This is a genomic window from Streptomyces sp. NBC_00440 (genome assembly GCF_036014215.1).
GTDB lineage: Bacteria > Actinomycetota > Actinomycetes > Streptomycetales > Streptomycetaceae > Streptomyces.
In genome coordinates this window covers 3818783-3837500 of record NZ_CP107921.1, presented here as the reverse complement: position 1 = coordinate 3837500, position 18718 = coordinate 3818783, and the positions used below count along the sequence as shown (strand labels likewise).

The 18718-nt window shown below is 68.2% G+C and carries 14 protein-coding genes and 2 rRNA genes (1 of these 16 only partly in view); 8 read left to right on the top strand and 8 right to left on the bottom strand.

The genetic code is table 11. The annotated features are described in order from the left end of the window. The 3 genes from OHB13_RS17290 to OHB13_RS17280 form a co-directional block, all read left to right on the top strand. Nucleotides 1-2962 (top strand): 23S ribosomal RNA (locus tag OHB13_RS17290); it begins 162 nt to the left of the window's first position. Nucleotides 2963-3040: 78 nt separating this feature from the next. Beyond that, nucleotides 3041-3157 (top strand): 5S ribosomal RNA (rrf, locus tag OHB13_RS17285). 112 nt (nt 3158-3269) lie between these two features. Continuing rightward, nucleotides 3270-3824: a GNAT family N-acetyltransferase gene (locus tag OHB13_RS17280; protein ID WP_328377712.1), complete on the top strand. Its 555-nt coding sequence runs from the start codon at nt 3270-3272 to the stop codon at nt 3822-3824. Here OHB13_RS17280 and OHB13_RS17275 read toward each other — a convergent pair. Both OHB13_RS17275 and OHB13_RS17270 read right to left on the bottom strand, forming a co-directional pair. Then, complete coding sequence (locus OHB13_RS17275) at nt 3755-4696, bottom strand: hypothetical protein (RefSeq protein ID WP_328380313.1); 942 nt, start codon at nt 4694-4696, stop codon at nt 3755-3757. The two genes, OHB13_RS17280 and OHB13_RS17275, sit on opposite strands and share 70 nt — an antisense overlap. Nucleotides 4697-4701: 5 nt before the next feature. After that, entirely contained in the window at nt 4702-5295 is a 594-nt protein-coding gene (locus OHB13_RS17270) for a papain-like cysteine protease family protein (RefSeq protein ID WP_328377711.1), read from the bottom strand. A gap of 230 nt (nt 5296-5525) precedes the next feature. Between OHB13_RS17270 and OHB13_RS17265 the strand changes: the two genes are divergently transcribed. After that, on the top strand, nt 5526-6500 hold the full coding sequence (locus OHB13_RS17265; RefSeq protein WP_328377710.1) for a hypothetical protein: 975 nt from the start codon (nt 5526-5528) through the stop codon (nt 6498-6500). 91 nt (nt 6501-6591) lie between these two features. Here OHB13_RS17265 and OHB13_RS17260 read toward each other — a convergent pair whose 3' ends face one another. The 6 genes from OHB13_RS17260 to OHB13_RS17235 all read right to left on the bottom strand — a co-directional run bounded on the left by OHB13_RS17260 (nt 6592) and on the right by OHB13_RS17235 (nt 13907). Continuing rightward, nucleotides 6592-8280 (bottom strand): type IV secretory system conjugative DNA transfer family protein, encoded by a 1689-nt coding sequence (locus OHB13_RS17260; RefSeq protein ID WP_328377709.1) that lies wholly within the window; start codon nt 8278-8280, stop codon nt 6592-6594. Nucleotide 8281: 1 nt separating this feature from the next. Further along, nucleotides 8282-9694 (bottom strand): ATP-binding protein, encoded by a 1413-nt coding sequence (locus OHB13_RS17255; protein WP_266855445.1) that lies wholly within the window; start codon nt 9692-9694, stop codon nt 8282-8284. Between the two features lie 10 nt (nt 9695-9704). Further along, a complete protein-coding gene (locus OHB13_RS17250) occupies nt 9705-11255 on the bottom strand; it encodes an SCO6880 family protein (RefSeq protein ID WP_266855446.1) in 1551 nt (516 codons plus the stop codon). Continuing rightward, complete coding sequence (locus OHB13_RS17245) at nt 11252-12595, bottom strand: hypothetical protein (RefSeq protein ID WP_328377708.1); 1344 nt, start codon at nt 12593-12595, stop codon at nt 11252-11254. Before OHB13_RS17245 ends, OHB13_RS17250 begins: the two co-directional genes overlap by 4 nt. After that, a complete protein-coding gene (locus OHB13_RS17240; RefSeq protein WP_328377707.1) occupies nt 12585-13439 on the bottom strand; it encodes a hypothetical protein in 855 nt (284 codons plus the stop codon). The genes OHB13_RS17245 and OHB13_RS17240 overlap by 11 nt, the downstream gene beginning before the upstream one ends. Nucleotides 13440-13598: 159 nt before the next feature. Next, nucleotides 13599-13907 (bottom strand): hypothetical protein, encoded by a 309-nt coding sequence (locus tag OHB13_RS17235; protein WP_164265700.1) that lies wholly within the window; start codon nt 13905-13907, stop codon nt 13599-13601. Between the two features lie 475 nt (nt 13908-14382). On the opposite strand from OHB13_RS17235, the gene OHB13_RS17230 reads away from it, so the two are divergent. The 4 genes from OHB13_RS17230 to OHB13_RS17215 all read left to right on the top strand — a co-directional run bounded on the left by OHB13_RS17230 (nt 14383) and on the right by OHB13_RS17215 (nt 18675). Beyond that, entirely contained in the window at nt 14383-15612 is a 1230-nt protein-coding gene (locus tag OHB13_RS17230) for a hypothetical protein (RefSeq protein WP_328377706.1), read from the top strand. A 110-nt stretch (nt 15613-15722) separates the two neighbouring features. Continuing rightward, nucleotides 15723-16685 (top strand): serine/threonine-protein kinase, encoded by a 963-nt coding sequence (locus OHB13_RS17225; protein WP_328377705.1) that lies wholly within the window; start codon nt 15723-15725, stop codon nt 16683-16685. A 41-nt stretch (nt 16686-16726) separates the two neighbouring features. Continuing rightward, nucleotides 16727-17731, top strand: coding sequence for a C40 family peptidase (locus OHB13_RS17220; protein WP_266855451.1), 1005 nt, complete (start codon nt 16727-16729; stop codon nt 17729-17731). A gap of 239 nt (nt 17732-17970) precedes the next feature. Further along, on the top strand, nt 17971-18675 hold the full coding sequence (locus OHB13_RS17215; protein ID WP_266855452.1) for a phosphatase PAP2 family protein: 705 nt from the start codon (nt 17971-17973) through the stop codon (nt 18673-18675). Nucleotides 18676-18718 lie beyond the last annotated feature (43 nt).

The following is an 18718-nucleotide window of genomic DNA, read 5'->3' as shown; positions in this document are numbered from 1 at the left end:
ACACATAGGGCATGTGGAGGGAACGAGGGGAAGTGAAACATCTCAGTACCCTCAGGAAGAGAAAACAACCGTGATTCCGGGAGTAGTGGCGAGCGAAACCGGATGAGGCCAAACCGTATGTGTGTGATACCCGGCAGGGGTTGCGCATGCGGGGTTGTGGGATTGCACTTCAATAGTCTGCCGGCTGTTGGGCAAGTCAGAAACCGTTGGTGTAGGCGAAGGACATGCGAAAGGTCCGGCGTAGAGGGTAAGACCCCCGTAGCTGAAACATCAACGGCTTGCTTGTGTGACTCCCAAGTAGCACGGGGCCCGAGAAATCCCGTGTGAATCTGGCGGGACCACCCGCTAAGCCTAAATATTCCCTGGTGACCGATAGCGGATAGTACCGTGAGGGAATGGTGAAAAGTACCGCGGGAGCGGAGTGAAATAGTACCTGAAACCGTGTGCCTACAAGCCGTGGGAGCGTCGCTCATGTTCTTCGGAATGTGGGTCGTGACTGCGTGCCTTTTGAAGAATGAGCCTGCGAGTTAGCGGTGTGTAGCGAGGTTAACCCGTGTGGGGAAGCCGTAGCGAAAGCGAGTCCTAATAGGGCGTTTGAGTTGCACGCTCTAGACCCGAAGCGGAGTGATCTAGCCATGGGCAGGTTGAAGCGGCTGTAAGAGGTCGTGGAGGACCGAACCCACCAGGGTTGAAAACCTGGGGGATGACCTGTGGTTAGGGGTGAAAGGCCAATCAAACTCCGTGATAGCTGGTTCTCCCCGAAATGCATTTAGGTGCAGCGTCGTGTGTTTCTTGCCGGAGGTAGAGCACTGGATAGGCGATGGGCCCTACCGGGTTACTGACCTTAGCCAAACTCCGAATGCCGGTAAGTGAGAGCGCGGCAGTGAGACTGTGGGGGATAAGCTCCATGGTCGAGAGGGAAACAGCCCAGAGCATCGACTAAGGCCCCTAAGCGTACGCTAAGTGGAAAAGGATGTGGAGTCGCAGAGACAACCAGGAGGTTGGCTTAGAAGCAGCCATCCTTGAAAGAGTGCGTAATAGCTCACTGGTCAAGTGATTCCGCGCCGACAATGTAGCGGGGCTCAAGCGTACCGCCGAAGTCGTGTCATTCCAGCACATACCCCCAACGGGGGCTGGGATGGGTAGGGGAGCGTCGTGTGCCGGGTGAAGCAGCCGCGGAAGCGAGTTGTGGACGGTTCACGAGTGAGAATGCAGGCATGAGTAGCGATACACACGTGAGAAACGTGTGCGCCGATTGACTAAGGGTTCCTGGGTCAAGCTGATCTGCCCAGGGTAAGTCGGGACCTAAGGCGAGGCCGACAGGCGTAGTCGATGGACAACCGGTTGATATTCCGGTACCCGCTTTGAAACGCCCAATACTGAGCCCATTAATGCTAAGGCCGTGAAGCCGTCCTGGACCCTTCGGGGAAAGGGGAGTGGTGGAGCCGCTGAACCAAGGTGGTAGTAGGTAAGCGATGGGGTGACGCAGGAAGGTAGTCCAGCCCGGGCGGTGGTTGTCCCGGGGTAAGGGTGTAGCCCGTTATCCAGGTAAATCCGGATGACATGTGGGTGAGACCTGATGCCGAGCCGATTGTGGTGAAGTGGATGATCCTATGCTGTCGAGAAAAGCCTCTAGCGAGTTTCATGGCGGCCCGTACCCTAAACCGACTCAGGTGGTCAGGTAGAGAATACCGAGGCGTTCGGGTGAACTATGGTTAAGGAACTCGGCAAAATGCCCCCGTAACTTCGGGAGAAGGGGGGCCATTCCTGGTGATTGGATTTACTCCATGAGCTGGGGGTGGCCGCAGAGACCAGCGAGAAGCGACTGTTTACTAAAAACACAGGTCCGTGCGAAGCCGTAAGGCGATGTATACGGACTGACGCCTGCCCGGTGCTGGAACGTTAAGGGGACCGGTTAGTGACCTTTCGGGGTTGCGAAGCTGAGAACTTAAGCGCCAGTAAACGGCGGTGGTAACTATAACCATCCTAAGGTAGCGAAATTCCTTGTCGGGTAAGTTCCGACCTGCACGAATGGCGTAACGACTTCTCGACTGTCTCAACCATAGGCCCGGTGAAATTGCACTACGAGTAAAGATGCTCGTTTCGCGCAGAAGGACGGAAAGACCCCGGGACCTTTACTACAGTTTGATATTGGTGTTCGGTTCGGCTTGTGTAGGATAGGTGGGAGACTTTGAAGCGGCCACGCCAGTGGTTGTGGAGTCGTCGTTGAAATACCACTCTGGTCGTGCTGGATGTCTAACCTCGGTCCGTGATCCGGATCAGGGACAGTGTCTGATGGGTAGTTTAACTGGGGCGGTTGCCTCCTAAAGAGTAACGGAGGCGCCCAAAGGTTCCCTCAGCCTGGTTGGCAATCAGGTGTTGAGTGTAAGTGCACAAGGGAGCTTGACTGTGAGACCGACGGGTCGAGCAGGGACGAAAGTCGGGACTAGTGATCCGGCAGTGGCTTGTGGAAGCGCTGTCGCTCAACGGATAAAAGGTACCCCGGGGATAACAGGCTGATCTTCCCCAAGAGTCCATATCGACGGGATGGTTTGGCACCTCGATGTCGGCTCGTCGCATCCTGGGGCTGGAGTCGGTCCCAAGGGTTGGGCTGTTCGCCCATTAAAGCGGTACGCGAGCTGGGTTTAGAACGTCGTGAGACAGTTCGGTCCCTATCCTCTGCGCGCGTAGGAATATTGAGAAGGGCTGTCCCTAGTACGAGAGGACCGGGACGGACGAACCTCTGGTGTGCCAGTTGTCCTGCCAAGGGCATGGCTGGTTGGCTACGTTCGGAAAGGATAACCGCTGAAAGCATCTAAGCGGGAAGCCTGCTTCGAGATGAGTATTCCCACCCCCTTTGAGGGGTTAAGGCTCCCAGTAGACGACTGGGTTGATAGGCCAGATGTGGAAGCCCGGTAACGGGTGGAGCTGACTGGTACTAATAGGCCGAGGGCTTGTCCTCAGTTGCTCGCGTCCACTGTGTTAGTTCTGAAATAACGAACGACCGTGTTGTATCCGGTGTTGGTTAATTTCATAGTGTTTCGGTGGTCATTGCGTTAGGGAAACGCCCGGTTACATTCCGAACCCGGAAGCTAAGCCTTTCAGCGCCGATGGTACTGCAGGGGGGACCCTGTGGGAGAGTAGGACGCCGCCGAACAATTTTTAGCCTCAACCCCGGACCGTTATGGTCCGGGGTTGAGGCATTTTTGCGTCCACGTGCAGTTCAAATTCGTGTGCAGTCCTGCGGGTCTGTCTGGCAGGATCCCGGCATGGAAGACGTCATACGGCCTGTGCGGGCTGATGAGTGGCTCAAGGTCAAGGAGCTGCGGCTGGTCGCGCTCCAGGATCCCGCAGCGCCCATCGCCTATCTCGAAACCTATGAAGCGGCCACAGCCCGCCCTGATTCCTTCTGGCAGGACCGGGCGGCCGGGGCCTCGCACGGTGGTGCTGCACGGCAGTTCATCGCGGAGGGGCCCGACGGGTCGTGGTCCGGCACGGTGGTCGTGCTGGTCGAACCCGTCGGGACCGAGGGGATCTTCGGGGAAGTGAACTCCGTATCGCAGGCACATCTGGTCGGTGTGTACGTGCGGCCCGAGTTCCGTGGAGCGGGTCTCACCCAGGAGCTCTTCCGGGCGGCGATGGAGTGGGCCTGGTCGCTGGACGAGCCGCGGGTCGAGCGGGTGCGGCTCTTCGTGCACCAGGCCAACGGCCGGGCTGCCGGCTTCTACCGCAAGATCGGTTTCGTACCGACCGGTTACTCCGTCCCGGCCCCCGGCGACGCGGGGGACCGTGAGCTGGAGATGGTGGTCGACCGGCCGGTGTGACGGGCCGTGCGGCGGACGAACAGCGCGCCGAGTCCCAGTACCAGGGCCCCCGCCCCGCCCGCCATCAGCGACGTCCCGGCCGAGCCGGGCGTCGAGCCGGCGGACCCGGCGGCCGCGGTGGTGCGGTTCGCGGTGTGATGGGTGCCGGTGCTGTCGGCGTAGCCTCCCGCCTCGCCCTTCTTCGCGTACGCCGAGCCCGGGAGCTTGTCGCCGTACGCCTTGTGCACTCGGTGCCGGTACGCGGCGAGTGTCGTTCCGCGGGCGCCGACCGCGTGTACGGCCTCGGTGTCCAGGGGCAGGATCCGCGTCCCCTTCATGACGTACCAGGCGTTGATCTGCGGCTCACGGAAGACGGTGCCGCCGGGCAGTTTCGCGGCGCCCTTCGCCGCGTAGTGCGTCTCGTCGTCGCCGGTGGCGATGTTCACGACCTGCCAGGAGGTCCCCTGCGGGACGGTCCACACCGATGCCTTCCGGCCGTCGGCGGAGACCGCGGTACTGGCCAGGAAGTCCAGCCGCGCGACAGGGGCGCCGGAGCGGGCTGCGACGAAGTCCGGGGAGAGTGTGTAGACGGGCACGGCCGGGCCCTTGATCTGCGGGGCCGGGCCGGAGGCCGCCGACGGCGTTGCGGGGTGAGTGCCCGAGTCCGCGAAGAAGCGTGCCAGCGTGTGCAGAGTGGCGGGGGATGCCGCTGTGTGCTGTGCGGCGCTGCGGCCGGCTGCGGAATCGGTGAGGTGCGCGGTGGGGCCGGTGGAGTGGTCGGCCGCGGAGGCCCCGGGGGCGAGGGCGAGTGCCGCGGTGGCCGCGGCTCCGGCGAGGGCCGCTCGTAGGAGGGTGCGGCCGTACGGGGCGGGGCGCGTGAGGCGTCTCTGCATGGTGGTCACGCCCCGATCCGGTAGAGCGAGTGGGTCCAGGAGAACTCGTTGTTGCTGACGTACCAGTCGTGGGCGGCCCAGTTGTAGCGGTTGTCCGACGGCCAGGGGTCGCCCCAGTAGACCCAGTCGCCGGCCGTGTCGTACCCGTAGACGACATTCATGTGCCCGCCGCCGCTCGACCACTGGATGCGGTCGGCGATGGGGCGGCCGGCGTTGATCTCGGTCTGTACGGTGGACGACTGGAGCCAGCCGGTGACATAGGAACCCGGGCTGATACCGGCCCAGTCGAGGCCGTCCTGGACGTTGGCGAGGGTGGCCTGGTCGTTGGGGCAGTTGCCGTTCTGGCTGCGGCCGAACGCGGCGTTGCAGAACTGGTTCTGGCTGTAGTCGCGGCCGTACCAGCCGGCGATGGTGTTGCCCGTCGCGGCCCAGCACCAGTTGGTCTGCTGCTGCTCCTGCATGGTGATGTCGAGGCGTTTGGCTCCCGCCGCCGCTGGCACGGTCGTGGGGGTGGCTGCCGCCGTGGAGATGGGCAGGGTGAACAGGGCTGCCGCGGTGGCGATGGCGGCCAGGGACAGCCGTCTCCTGTGGGTGCGCATCGTGTTCCTCCCGTGGTGGGGGTGGATTGGAGGAGCGCGTCCGGACGCTGTGGTGAGCATCGGGTGTTGTTGCGTGCCGGTCAACGCGGTTGAATACGCGACGGCACGGCACTGTGAATGGCGCGTGGCCGGTTGTGAACGGCCCCCCTCTCCACCTGCACGGTCGGCTCCGTCCGCTGCGCTGCTCCGCTGTCCGCCGTGAATGTTCACCGGAACCGGAGGGGCGCCTGATGGAACGGATCACGGGGCGGGATCCGCTGGCTGCCGCCGGTTCGGAACTCGCCCGGGCCCTGCACACCGGCCCTTTCCATCTCGCGCTGCGTACTGCTCTCGCCGTGCGGGGGCTGCCGCTGCACCGGGTCCAGCATCATCTGGCGAGCCGGGGCATCAAAGTCGGTGTAACGAGCCTCAGTTACTGGCAGCAGGGGGTGCGGCGGCCCCGGCGGGCCGAGTCGCTGCGGGCGGTGAGCGCACTGGAGGAGGTGCTGCGGCTGCCCGCCGGTTCATTGGTACGGCTGCTTGCTGACGGGGGCGGCGGGCCTGCGGGTGGTGGGCCACGCGGTACGAGTGAACGGCCGGCCGGTCGTTCGTACCGTTCGCTGGTCGCGGGTGCCGCTGTGCTGGAGGGGCTGCTCGCCGGGATGGGGAGCCCGGCGGACGGCGGGCTCCACACAGTGGGTCACCACGAGGCGGTGCGGATCGGGGCCGACCGGCGGCTGGTCGGCCGCTCGTCGCAGCATGTCGTCCGCGCCCACCGGGACGGGGTGGACCGCTATGTGGCCATCCACCACGGAGATCCTGGATGCGACCCCGGGCGGGTGGAGGTCCTGGCCGGGGAGAACTGCCGTACGGGGCGGGTGCGGTGGGAGCGGGAGACCGGGGTGGTCGTCGCGGAGCTGCTGTTCGACGCCCGGCTGCGGGCGGGGGAGACCTATGTGTTCGGGTACGGGTTCGAGGACGGCACCGGGGGGCCTAGCAGCGAGTATGTGCGCGGATTCAGTTTCGCCGGTGGGCAGTACGTCCTGCAGGTCCGCTTCGACGAACATGCGCTTCCGGTGCGGTGCCGGCGCTTCGCGCAGGCCACGGCAGGGACGGTACGGGGGGCCCGGCGGGATCTGACGCTCAGCGGTCTGTACCGGTCCGTCCATACCGTGGAGCAGGAGGTACGGCCGGGGCGGGTGGGGATCGACTGGGACTGGGAGTAGCGCCGTTCCCCGCTGGTCCGTCCCCGCCAGCCGCTCCCGCTGGCGCCTTCCCCGCTCCTTCCGGCGTCTCCCGTACGGAGGTTGAGCGCCGTCAGAAGGGTGTGGCGTCGGGCAGTTCCTGGTGGGGCCAGCGGTTGCGCGCCTGTTCGCGGGAGCGGAGCAGTGCCAGCGGATGCAGACCCTGCTCGTGGCCGGATGTGAGCAGCTCCGGCAGATACGGGAACGGGGCCACCGCGGCGACATCGTCCAGGACGAGCGTCATTGGTGGGTCGAGCCGACCGTCAGTTGACCGTGCGGCCAAGCGGCGGCCGTGCTCGACCACGCTGGAGGCGAGTGCGGTGAGAAACGGCATGGCGCCGGGGTGCGTGCGCGGGTCCTCGATTGCTTCACCCACCACATAGAGAGTGCCCCCCTCGTGGATGAATGATTCCAGCGTGACCGTATCGGTTCGGTTCGGTGTGCAGGCTTCGCGGATGTGGATCGAGGAGAGTGCGCTCAGTGCACGGGCCGTCAGCTCCTGGGCGACCTCGCGGCGTTCGGGGTGGGCGGTGAGCGCCGACTCCAGGAGGCCTGCCGATCCGGAGCGCGCCCGTGCGTGGGTGCGCAGGATGCGTACCGCCTCCTGGGCCTGGCCGGCGCCCTGGGCCCAGCGGTGGACCTGCCGGAACGGGCGGCCGTCGACGGCTGCGGCGTGCAGCCAGCTGCTCAGGAGCGTCTCGGCGGTGTCGGCCATGGTCGTGTCGATGCGGGCGGTCGGACGGACCGGTGCGAGCAGCGCGACGGCGCGGGCGGCGGCGGTGTCGGCGTCCTCGCAGCCGCTCGTGGGGGACCAGTGGAGGCGGGCGGGGGTGTCGCAGAGGTGGCCGGGGTCGTAGACGAGTACGGGGCCGAGCTTGGCCCGGGCGTCCTTCGTCTCCGACCAGACAGCGGGGGAGGAGGTGACGACGAGTGCGGGGCCGGCCGCGTCGCTCACGGCCTGGACAGCGGCGGCCCGGCGTACCGGGGCGGGCCCGAAGCGGACCAGGGGCACCGGGAGGAGGGCGTCGGCGGCAGCCGGGGCGGGGGCGATCGGGTCGGGGGTGGCTGTGGGGGCCGGTGCGGGGGTGGCCGGCGCTGTTCCGGCGGGGCGGTCGGTGGCGCCTGTGGGGGTGGCAGCAGCCTCGGCCAGCAGGCCGGGCTGCATGAACTGCTCGGTGTGCTCGACCTGTTGGGGATGTTGAGGCTGTTGAGCTTGTTGAGGCTGTTGGGTCTGCTCGGTGGGGACGGTCTGGTCGGTGCTCTGTGGCGCGGTCCGCTCCGGTGACCTCGGGGGCGCGACGTGTGGTGTGCCGGTTGTGGCTGTCCGGCGGGCGTTGCGTACCGCGCGCCAGCGGGTGAGCGTGCCGAGGACGAAGACGGTCAGCACCAGCAGGACCAGGACTTCGCTGATGAGCAGGCCCCAGAACAACCCGTATCCGGAGAGCCGGCCCGGTGGGGTGTCCGGCCAGGCGGCGGCGAGGTCGTGCGGGGACGCGGCCAGTTCGCGCATGGCCACCGGGGTGTGTGTCACGGTCACGCCGTCCGGCCAGGCGCCGTGGGCGAAGACGGCGGCGAGGCCCGTGGCCAGCCAGACCAGGAGGGTCAGGCCGAGCAGGAAGACGATCAGCGCGATCAGCAGCCCGTCCGGGATGCCGCGTGACTGCGGCTGGGACGGCTGCTGGTGCGCTGGGTGGTGAGCTGGGTGGTGCCGGTTGTGGTGCTCGTGCTGCTGGTGGTGCCCATGGTGCGGGGTGTCGTGCATATCAGGCCACCGTCGACTCTGAGGACTCGTTCAGCTGCCGCTCGATCCTGGCCGCTCGTTCCTCCGCCTCCGTCTCCAGTTGGAGGGTCAGCGCGTCGTCGGCTTCCGGGGTGGACGACTCGGTCATGGCGCGGTCGGTGAAGACGAGGGGGCGTTCGGCCTCGGTGATCAGGTGTTTGACGACCTGGACGTTGCCGTTGACGTCCCAGACCGCGATGCCCGGGGTCAGGGTCGGGATGATCTCGACGGCCCAGCGCGGCAGGCCCAGGACGCGGCCCGTCGCCCGTGCCTCGTCGGCCTTCTGGGCGTAGATGGTCCGGGTCGACGCCATCTTCAGGATGGCCGCCGCTTCCCGGGCGGCGGCGCCGTCCACCACGTCCGAGAGGTGGTGGACCACCGCGACGAACGACAGGCCCAGGCGCCGGCCGAACTTCAGCAGGCGCTGGAAGAGCTGTGCCACGAAGGGGCTGTTGATGATGTGCCAGGCCTCTTCGACGAGGAAGATGCGCTTCTTGCGGTCGGGGCGGATCCAGGTGTGTTCCAGCCAGACACCGACGATCGCCATCAGGATGGGCATGGCGATGGAGTTGCGGTCGATGTGGGACAGGTCGAAGACGATCAGCGGGGCGTCCAGGTCGATACCGACCGAGGTCGGGCCGTCGAACATGCCGCGCAGGTCACCGTCCACCAGGCGGTCCAGGACGAGGGCGACGTCCAGGCCCCAGGCCCGTACATCGTCTATACCGACGTTCATCGCCTCCGCCGACTCCGGTTCCGGGTGGCGGAGTTGCTCGACGATGTCGGTGAGGACCGGCTGGCGGTCGGTGATGGTCTCGTTGACGTACGCGTGCGCCACCTTGAGCGCGAAGCCCGAGCGTTCGTCCAGGCCGTGGCCCATGGCGACTTCGATGATCGTACGGAGCAGGGCCAGCTGGCCCGTGGTGGCGATGGCCGGATCCAGCGGGTTGAGCCGGATGCCGTGGTCGAGCGCGGCCATCGCGTCCAGCCGGATGGGGGTTATACCCAGCTGCTGGGCGATGAGGGCCCATTCACCGGCGCCGTCCTCGCCCTGGGCGTCGAGGACGACGACCTGGCGGTCCTTGAAGCGCAGTTGGCGCAGGACGTAGGTCTTCTCCAGGGAGGATTTGCCGTTGCCGGATTCGCCGAGCACCAGCCAGTGCGGGGCGGGCAGCTGCTGTCCGTACAGCTGGAAGGGGTCGTAGATGTACCCCTTGCCCGAGTAGACCTCGCGGCCGATGATCACGCCGGAGTCGCCGAGACCGGGGGCGGCCGTCGGCAGGTAGACCGCCTGGGCCTGGCCCGTCGACGTACGGACGGGGAGGCGCGTCGTCTCGACCTTGCCGAAGAGGAACGCGGCGAAGGCGTCGGTGACGGCTGACATCGGATCTCGCATCACAGGGCCCCTATCGGCGGATGCCGGTCGCGAACGGCAGCGTATTCACAAAGGCGCGGTGGTGCTCGCGGTCGCACCATTCGAGCTTGAGATACGACTTGCCGGCCGATGCGCGGATGGTCCGCTTGTCGCGGGCCAGTGCTTCGGGTGAGCGGGACGAGACCGTGATGTACCCGACCAGGTTGACGCCTGCCGCGCCGCTGGCGAGGTCTTCGCCGCGCTGGTCGAGGCGGCCGTGGGTGGCGACGTCGCGTGGGTCGACGGTCCGGTTCATCTTGGCGGCGCGGGATGCTTCGGCCTCGTCGTTGGTCTTCTCGGTGAGCATGCGCTCGATGGCGACCTCGGTCGGTTCGAGGTCCATGCAGACCGCGACCGTACGGATCACGTCCGGGGTGTGGACGAGCAGCGGGGCGAGGAAGTTGACGCCGACGGGGGTCATCGGCCACTCCTTCACCCAGGCGGTGGCGTGGCACCAGGGTGCACGGGTGGAGGACTCGCGGGTCTTGGCCTGGAGGTAGGTGGGTTCGACGGCGTCGAGCTCGGCGGGCCAGGCGTTGCGCTTCGTCATGGCCTGGATGTGGTCGATGGGGTGGTCCGGGTCGTACATGGAGTGCACGAGCGAGGAGAGCCGTCCCTGGCCGAGGGGCTGGCGTACCCGGATGTCCGCCTCGGCGAGGCGGGCGCAGATGTCGGTGAGTTCGCGGGCCATGACGACGGCGAGGCCGGCGTCCTTGTCGAGGCGGCGGCCTGCGGCGGGCCGGGCGGCGCGGGCCATGGCGTGGGCTTCGGACGCCAGTTCGCGGGTGAAGTGCATACAGGCCACCAGGTACGCGCGGTGCTGCTCGCTGGAGGTGGAGACCATGGAGGCGAGCTGGTCGTACGAGTCCTGGAGCCAGCCGGGGGCGCGGGGGTCGCCGCGCTGGGCGACGTCCTTGGCGTGTGCGTCCGGGTCGGCGGGGAGGGTGCGGGCGAGGATCTGCAGGCGGGTGACGAATCCGTCGCCGTTGGCCACATGCTTGAGCAGGGTGCCGAACCGGTCCACCAGGGCTTCCTGGTCCTCCGAGTCGCGCAGGCCGACGCCGGGGCCCTCGATCTCGATGGCGGCGGTGACGGTGCGCCGGTCGGCGTGCAGGAGTACGGCGATCTCGTCGGGGCCGAAGGGGGCCGCCAGCCAGTTGATCCTGCCGATGCCGGGCGGCGGGCCGATCTCGACCTCGCGGCCGTCGAGTGCGATGCCCGCTTCCATGGTGGGGGAGCGGTAGGCGGTGCCGCGGCGCAGGGAGCGCTTGTAGCTGCGGTTGATCTCGAACCACTTGTAGAACGTGCGGTGCTTGTACGGGACGTACACCGCGGCGAGGGCCAGCATCGGGAAGCCGGTCAGCGTCACGATGCGCAGGGGCAGGACGGGGACGAGGAGTCCGCACATCATGCCGAGGAAGGCGCCCGCGATGATCAGTGCGATCTCGCCCGTCTCGCGGTTCTTGCCGACGATCGCCGATGGCCGGGCGCGGCCGATCAGATACGTGCGGCGGGGCGCGACCGGCTGGGACTGGGTCGTCAACGCCCTCCTCCTCCTGTGCCGTTGTTGCGTGTGCTGTGGGTTCCGGAGCTGCTCGGCTTGTTACGGGGCGGGGACGCGGCGTTGGGGATCTTTCCGCCGGTTCCGCCGCCCTGGCCGCTCTGTCCGCCGGAGCCGCCGCGGCTGCTGTGGGCCGCCACGCCTCCGGAGATGGGGTTGGCGGGGCGTCCGCCGCCGCCTCCGCCGCTCCCGCTGTCGTTTCCGCCGCCCCCGCCGCGGCTGCTGTGGGTCTTGATGCCCTGGGACACGAGCGCGGCGGGCGAGCTGATCATGGCGGCGGCCTGGGCGCCGTCGGTCGCGGACTTGCGGTTGGTGCGGGAGGCGGCGACCTCGTCACCGAAGCCGGGGACGAAGCGGTAGATCATGCCGCTGGCGAAGATGGCGAGCAGGATGATCGCGAGGCCGGAGACGACGGCGGAGAAGGAGTCGGGGCCCTTGCCGGAGGAGAGCGCGCCGGCGAGGCCGAGCACGATCACGATGACCGGTTTGACCATGATCACCGCGATCATGATGCCGGCCCAGCGGCGGACGTGGCCCCACATGTTCTTGTCGACGAGGCCCGCGTAGACGACGGTGCCGAGGAGGGCGCCGGCGTACAGGAGGGCGGCCCTGATGACGAGTTCGAGCCAGAGGACGCCGGCGGCGAGGATCGACACCAGGGAGGTGACGATCAGCATGATCGGGCCGCCGCCGATGTCGGAGCCCTTCTTGAGCGCCTCGGCGAAGGCCCCGAAGAAGACGTCGTTCTTGCCGCCGGTGGCCGATGCGATGACCTCGGTGACGCTGTCGGTCGCCGAGACCAGTGTGTAGAGGATCAGCGGGGTGAAGGCGGAGGCGATGACGGTCAGCCAGAGGAAGCCGATGGCCTCGGAGAGCGCGGTGGTGAGGGGGACGCCGCGGACGGCGCGCTTGGCCACGGCGAGGAGCCAGAGGACGAGCGTGAGGATGGTGGAGGCGGCGAAGACGACGGCGTACTGGCGGAGGAAGGAGCTGTTGGTGAAGTCGACGTTGGCCGTGCTCTTCACCGCGTCGGAGAGCTTGCCGACGATCCAGGCGGCGGCGTCGGCACAGCCCTTGGCCAGGGAGGAGAGAGGGTCCAGGGAGTCGGCCGGGGGGGTGTTGCTGGCTCCGCCGCCCGCGGTGCCTTCGCAGCGGTCACGGACGGGGCCGATGAGGAGGCTGCAGTCGTCCTTGCCCGACGACGACGGTGAAGGCGTCGGTGAGGGGGCGGCGAACGCGCGGGCGGAGAGCAGCACCGCCGCTGTCTGTACGGCGGTGAGGGCTCCCGCGACGGTGAGCGCGCGGCGTGGGTTAGCGGGCATAGGTGAACCCTCCGTACTGCTCGACTGCCTTGGCGATCTCGTCGGCGGTGGAGGCCTTGCTGTCGGTGTTCACCGGGGCCGGGCCGTCCTTCTGGGTGAAGCTCTGGACCTTCCAGTTGTCGCTCACCCACTGGAGCTTGAGCGTCATGGTGAACCAGTCGCTGGTCACCGGGCTGGTCGAGCCCACGCCGGCTGTGCCGAACACTCCCGTGCACCAGACCGCGACGGTCGCGGTGTCGCCGGACTGCTGCGTGATTTTGGTGCCGACGGGTGCGGTGCGTGAGACATAGGTCAGGCCCTTGCCGGCGTTGCCGTTGGCGTCGAGTCCGATCTTGTCCAGGAGCTGCTTGTCATAGGCCTTGTCGAGCTTGTTCTTGAACGCGTCGACCTGGTCGGGCACGAACACCTTGTTCACGATGTCCCCGCGGCGGGCGGGCTTCAGGATGTCGGCCGACACCAGCACCACCGCATAGTTCGCCGCAGCGCTCTGCGCCCCCTGGCTCGTGTGGGCGAAGCCGGATGCGATGCCGCTGTTGCTGCCCGTGACCGGTTTGACGCCGGAGGCCGCTGTGGCGTTCGAGCCGGGCCGCTTCGCTCCGTTGCTGTCGTCCGACACGTCGCTGCTGCTGCCGTTGCCGCGGTTGGCGAAGGCGATGGCGGCGATGAGCAGCACCACGACGCCCACGACCGTGATGAGGGAGCGTGAGGCGCGTACGGGGCGTCTGGCGCCGCCGTAAGGGTCGCCCTCGCCCTCGGGCAGGCGCGTACGGGTCTGGCCCGAGCCGCCCATGCCGTCGGAGCGGCCCGCGTCGCTGCCGTAGTTGTTCTCGTCTCCGAGACTCATGCCGCGGACGCCCCCTCAACCGTTTGCCGTGTCGTCGTGCAGTACGACGGTAACTGTGCTGGTTCCCGCGCGGGCGGGCTGTGGTGACTCGACATCAGGTATGCGCAACCTCTGGGTGGGCCGGGCACGCCCGGGGAGTGCGGGACGGATGATGCGGGGTCAGACGGCCATCCCGTACACGATGGTGAAGACGGTTCCCAGCGAGCCGATGATGAATACGCCGGTGAGCCCGGCGACGATCAGGCCCTTGCCCTGTTCCGCGCTGAAGGTGTCCCGCAGTGCGGTGGCGCCGATACGCTGCTTGGCCGCACCCCAGATCGCGATGCCGAGGCAGAGCAGGATGGCGACCGCCATCACGACCTCGACCATGATCCGTGCCTCGTTGCCGAGGCTCCCGAACGGCCCCCAGTTGGGGGCGATTCCGCCGATGATGGTGCTGATGTCGCCCTTGTCGGCTGCCAGGTTCATGTAACTCACCGCCCCTATCGGGTAGTTCGTGCCCATGCTCCAGTGCACGGGTCACGCCCTATCTTCGCTGATGAAACAGCCCCCGTGTGTAACCCGGCGGCTCTCTTTACGCACATGCCCGCGCATTTGTCCGAACATGCTGCTCTGACCTGCGACGCGGACTCGTGCTCGGTCGAACATGCATGGTTACTCTGTGTATCACGGGGGGTGACGCCGGGCAATGATGCGGCTGCCGGGGAAGCGGCTGTCGGGGAAGAGGAGCCGTCCCGTTTGCGCCCGGCGCCCGGCTGACGGCCCGTCTATTCCCTCCCGGGGCTGTTCTTCGGCCGTGCGGGTGCAGGCGTCCCGGTCCGGCCGTGTGCCTCGCACCGTGCCGTACGGGGGTGTGCTGAGGTGCCCGCGGGGCTGCCCCGCTGACCGGTCCGGCGGCCCTGGTGCCGCGGCACTCGTCACCGCGAGACTCGGAGGACATCCCATGGCTGAGCAGTCCCGGCGCACCTTTCTCCGGCAGGTTTCCGCGGGCGGCGCGGTAGTGGGTGCCGCCGCCCTGGTGCCCGCGCTGCTGCGCCGGGCGGAGGGGGCTGTGTCCGAACGGCCTGCCCGTCCCGCACGCCCCGTCCCGCACGCCGGGCCGGCCCGCAGCGCGGCGCACCGGTTCGCCGCTCCCGGTGTGCGGTACGCGGTACGGGTCAACATGCCTGCCGGGACGGTGCGTCAGCTGACTGCTTCCGGCCACCGGCTGCTGATGTTCAAGGCCGTGCAGAGCGAGCAGAGCACCGGGGGGCTGCCCGTCCTGTGGAGCTCCACGAGCACGTACACGACCCGGACCGAACTGGCCTGGACCGAGCAGTACTACGCCTTCGTCACGCCCGGTGATACCCCGGACGGTGCCCGGCTCGCGGGGGTGGACCTCACCCGGGTCTCGCCGGGGCAGACCCTCGATGTCGGCGCGGGTGCGCGCTCCACCGTCATCGGCGGGGGTACGCCCGGGGCTGTCACCATCTCGGACACCACCGCGACACCGCTCTCGTGCGGTCTGGCGCAGCCCGCCCCGGCGGGGGGCGCCCCGGTGCCGGTCTGTGCGCTGCCGCTGCCCGGACAGGGGCAGAACGTCGTCTTCCCGCTGGGGCAGGTGGTCCTGGCCTTCGCCGCCGGCCCGTCGGCGCCGGGGTCGGTGGTGGAGTCCGCTCCCGGGCCGGCGGTCCAGGTGGACCTGGACCGGATGAGCCCGGCCGACCTGTCGTACGACGTCGAGTCCGGCTGGTCCTGGGACGGTGACTTCGCCGCGGTGGTCCCGGGCGACGGATTCGTCGCCGCCCTCGTCCACCCCGCGCCCGGCGGCCGGCTGGGCGGCGGTACGGGCAGCGGTACGCGGGTCAGCGGCATCGTGCTCCGGGCGGTGCGGGAGCCGGTGGCCGCGCCGGGGGCCGAGCCGGGCTCCACCAAGGACGTGGCCGCGGCCGGCCCGCCGGCCGCCGCCGCCAGGACGGGCACCGAGACCGGTACGACGCTCACCTGCTCACTGGACCCGGACAGCCATGTCGTCCTGCACGGCACGTACGTGGTCGAGTACCGGCGGCCCGGCCGGAGCGCCGGCCGGGCGGGCGGTGAGCGGTTGCTGGTCAGGTGCACCTCTGTGCCGGCCGCGCGGGGTGGCGCGTACACCTTCAAGAAGCTGCGGCAGGGCGGCGCGGGCGGCCGGTGACGGGCAGCCCTGTTGCCGGTGTGCGGGTGCGGCGGTGAGAGGGCGTTCGTGGCGGCCGTGAGGTCCAACGCCCCTTGATTGGCGCCGGGTCGGCTGAAACAGTGGGCCCAGTGGACGCACTCAGACCTCACGACCCGCCGCGGATAGGCGCGCACGCACTGCTCGCCAGGCTCGGTGCGGGCGGCATGGGCCAGGTCCATCTGGGGCGTTCGCCCGGTGGGCGGCTGGTCGCGATCAAGGTCATCCGGGACGAGATCACCGACCATCCCGAGGCGCTCGGCCGCTTCCGCCGTGAGGTCGAGACCGTACGGGCGGTACGCAGCGCGTACACGGCGAACCTGATCGACGCCTCGCTGGCCGAGCCGCCGTACTGGCTGGCGACCGAGTATGTGTCGGGCCCGACGCTCAGTCATGCCGTACGCCGTCGTGGGCCGTTCCCGGTGGCGACCTGCCGCGGAGTGTTCGCCGCGCTCGCCGAGGGGCTGGCGAGTGTCCATGCGTACGGAGTGACGCACCGGGATCTCAAGCCGCAGAACATCATCCTGTCCGCGCAGGGCCCGAAGCTGATCGACTTCGGGATCGCCCGCGGCACGGGGGACGCGGCGCTCACCGAGACGGGGCTCGCGCCCGGGACCCCCGGTTTCGCCGCGCCCGAGGTCCTGATCACGCATCAGGTCGGACCGGCGGCGGATGTCTTCGCGCTGGGCTCGACGATGGCGTACGCGGCGACCGGGCGGGCGCCGTTCGGGGGCGGGCAGCCGGCCGGGATCGGCTACCGGGTGGTGCACGAGGAGATCGACCTGGGCGGCGTCGAGCCGGAGCTGGCCGGGCTGATCGGCCGCTGCGTGGCGAAGGACCCGGCGGCCCGCCCCTCGCTCACCGAGGTCATCGCGGCCTGCTCGGTGCGGGCGGCGCTGGTGGACGACGCGTTCTACGGGGCGCTGGCGGGGCTGGGCGAGGCGGCGCCTTCCGGGCCGGTGGATCCGGTGGTTCCGGTCGGGCCGGTGGAGCCGATCACGTCAAATCAACCCCAACGGACTACGCCAGCATCAGCTGTTCGGGTTTCCGAGTGAAGTAGGCAGTGAACCGGGGCCGAATGGGGGAGGGTTGAGGGATGCGCAAAGTCTTGGTCATGGGCGGGATCGGGTTCGGGGCGAGTCTGGGCTTCATCGGCCTGCTCGTCGTCGGAACGTACTCCGCCGCGGCCGGAATCGACAGGACCGGTTCCACCGTCGCGCTGGCCAAGGGCGCCGTGCCGGCCGCCTACCAGGCGACCGTGCAGAAGTGGGGCAACCTCTGTCCCGCGCTCAACCCCGCACTGCTCGCGGCGCAGTTGTACCAGGAGAGCGGCTGGGATCCGACGGCCAAGAGCCCGGCGAACGCGCAGGGGATGGCCCAGTTCATTCCCGGCACCTGGGCGACGCACGGTGTCGACGGCAACGGCGACGGCAAGAAGGACATCTGGGATCCGGCCGACGCGATTCCGTCAGCCGCGTCGTACGACTGCGAACTGGCCAAGTACGTGAAGAACGTGCCGGGCGATCAGAGCGACAACATGCTCGCCGCGTACAACGCGGGGTCGTACGCCGTCATCCAGCACGGCGGGGTCCCGCCGTACCGGGAGACGCAGAACTACGTCAAGGTCATCCGCACCCTGGAGAAGAGCTTCGCCAGGCCGGTCAACGGGGTGGCTCCGTCGCAGCAGGCCGCCGCGGCCATCTACTACGCGCAGCAGAAGCTCGGTACTCCGTATCTCTGGGGCGGGACCGGCACCGCGAGTCAGGGCGGGCGGTTCGACTGCTCGGGGCTGACGCAGGCCGCGTACCACAGCGTCGGGATCACGCTGCCGCGGGTGGCCAACGACCAGTACAACGCCGGGGAGCATCCGTCCCGCGATCAGCTGCTGCCGGGGGATCTGGTGTTCTTCTCGAACGACCTCTCCAACTCCCGTGCCATCCACCACGTGGGGCTGTACGTGGGCGGCGGTTACATGATCGACGCGCCGTACACCGGGTCGGTGATCCGCTTCGACAAGATCGACTCGCCGGACTACTTCGGGGCCACGCGCGTCACCCAGGATGGCGCAAATGCACTGCCCAAAAACGGGTCGAAGGCCTGAGACGGTCCGTCGCCTGGCTTGAACTCGCTGTAACTCCGGCCCCTCTGAGCTGCGACGATGAGTCACTCTTCGATAACGGCCTGGTGATCATTCGGTAGAGAGCGGAACGCCGCGGGTGTGCCGGGCGTTCCCTTGTCCGGGACACCTACAAGAGTGCGCACTGACCGCGGGGGTTGGTACAGCGGCTTACACGGACGTACGCCGCGCAGTGGAGCGAAGGCAAAGGCAAGGGGCAGCGAATGGCTGGGCTCACCAACGATGGGTCGAACCTTGATGTCCAGCTGCTCTACGACATCAACGGCCTCGCGAAGTCGGCCCCCGGCTGGGCGGACCGGACCATGGAGTTCATCGGCGAGTACGGGATCCTGCTCGCGGTGGTGCTGCTGGTGCTGGGGTGCTGGTGGAGCGTGCGCAGGCGGCCGGACACCGAGTCGGCCGTGACGGCCGTCGCCGGGATCATCTGGGCGCCGCTGGCCGCCGGGATCGCTGTTCTGGTGAACGTACCGATCCGCGGATTCGTCCACCGGGCCCGGCCGTTCGTCGAGCATCAGGGGCTCGACGTCCTGGTGAAGGGCAAGACCGACTTCTCGTTCGTGAGCGATCACGCGACGCTCGCGATGGCGGTCGGGGCCGGACTCTTCGTGGCGCACCGGAAGTTCGGGCTCGCCGCGATCGGGCTCGCGCTGGCCGAGGGGTTCTGCCGGATCTTCATGGGCGTGCACTATCCGACGGATGTGGTCGGCGGGTTCGCGCTGGGGACGGCGGTGACGCTGCTGCTCTCGCCGTTCGCGATGGCGCTGCTGACCCCGGTGGTGCGGGCCGTCGCCCGGTCCGAGCGGGCGTGGATGCTGGTGCGGTCGCGGCGGACGCGGACGGTGGCGGCTGCCGCGGTGGAGATTCCGGAGGCGCGGTCGGAGTCCGGGCGGAACGATCTGGCCGCGTGACAGGTTCCGGTGCGGGGTGCGGGGTGCGGGGTGCGGGGTGCCG

Bases quoted from the DNA above. Each gene is read 5' to 3' on its own strand.
- OHB13_RS17280 (WP_328377712.1), top strand. From the start codon at position 3,270: ATGGAAGACGTCATACGGCCTGTGCGGGCTGATGAGTGGCTCAAGGTC.
- OHB13_RS17275 (WP_328380313.1), bottom strand. From the start codon at position 4,696: ATGCAGAGACGCCTCACGCGCCCCGCCCCGTACGGCCGCACCCTCCTA.
- OHB13_RS17270 (WP_328377711.1), bottom strand. From the start codon at position 5,295: ATGCGCACCCACAGGAGACGGCTGTCCCTGGCCGCCATCGCCACCGCG.
- OHB13_RS17265 (WP_328377710.1), top strand. From the start codon at position 5,526: ATGGAACGGATCACGGGGCGGGATCCGCTGGCTGCCGCCGGTTCGGAA.
- OHB13_RS17260 (WP_328377709.1), bottom strand. From the start codon at position 8,280: ATGCACGACACCCCGCACCATGGGCACCACCAGCAGCACGAGCACCAC.
- OHB13_RS17255 (WP_266855445.1), bottom strand. From the start codon at position 9,694: ATGCGAGATCCGATGTCAGCCGTCACCGACGCCTTCGCCGCGTTCCTC.
- OHB13_RS17245 (WP_328377708.1), bottom strand. From the start codon at position 12,595: ATGCCCGCTAACCCACGCCGCGCGCTCACCGTCGCGGGAGCCCTCACC.
- OHB13_RS17240 (WP_328377707.1), bottom strand. From the start codon at position 13,439: ATGAGTCTCGGAGACGAGAACAACTACGGCAGCGACGCGGGCCGCTCC.
- OHB13_RS17235 (WP_164265700.1), bottom strand. From the start codon at position 13,907: ATGAACCTGGCAGCCGACAAGGGCGACATCAGCACCATCATCGGCGGA.
- OHB13_RS17230 (WP_328377706.1), top strand. From the start codon at position 14,383: ATGGCTGAGCAGTCCCGGCGCACCTTTCTCCGGCAGGTTTCCGCGGGC.
- OHB13_RS17220 (WP_266855451.1), top strand. From the start codon at position 16,727: ATGCGCAAAGTCTTGGTCATGGGCGGGATCGGGTTCGGGGCGAGTCTG.
- OHB13_RS17215 (WP_266855452.1), top strand. From the start codon at position 17,971: ATGGCTGGGCTCACCAACGATGGGTCGAACCTTGATGTCCAGCTGCTC.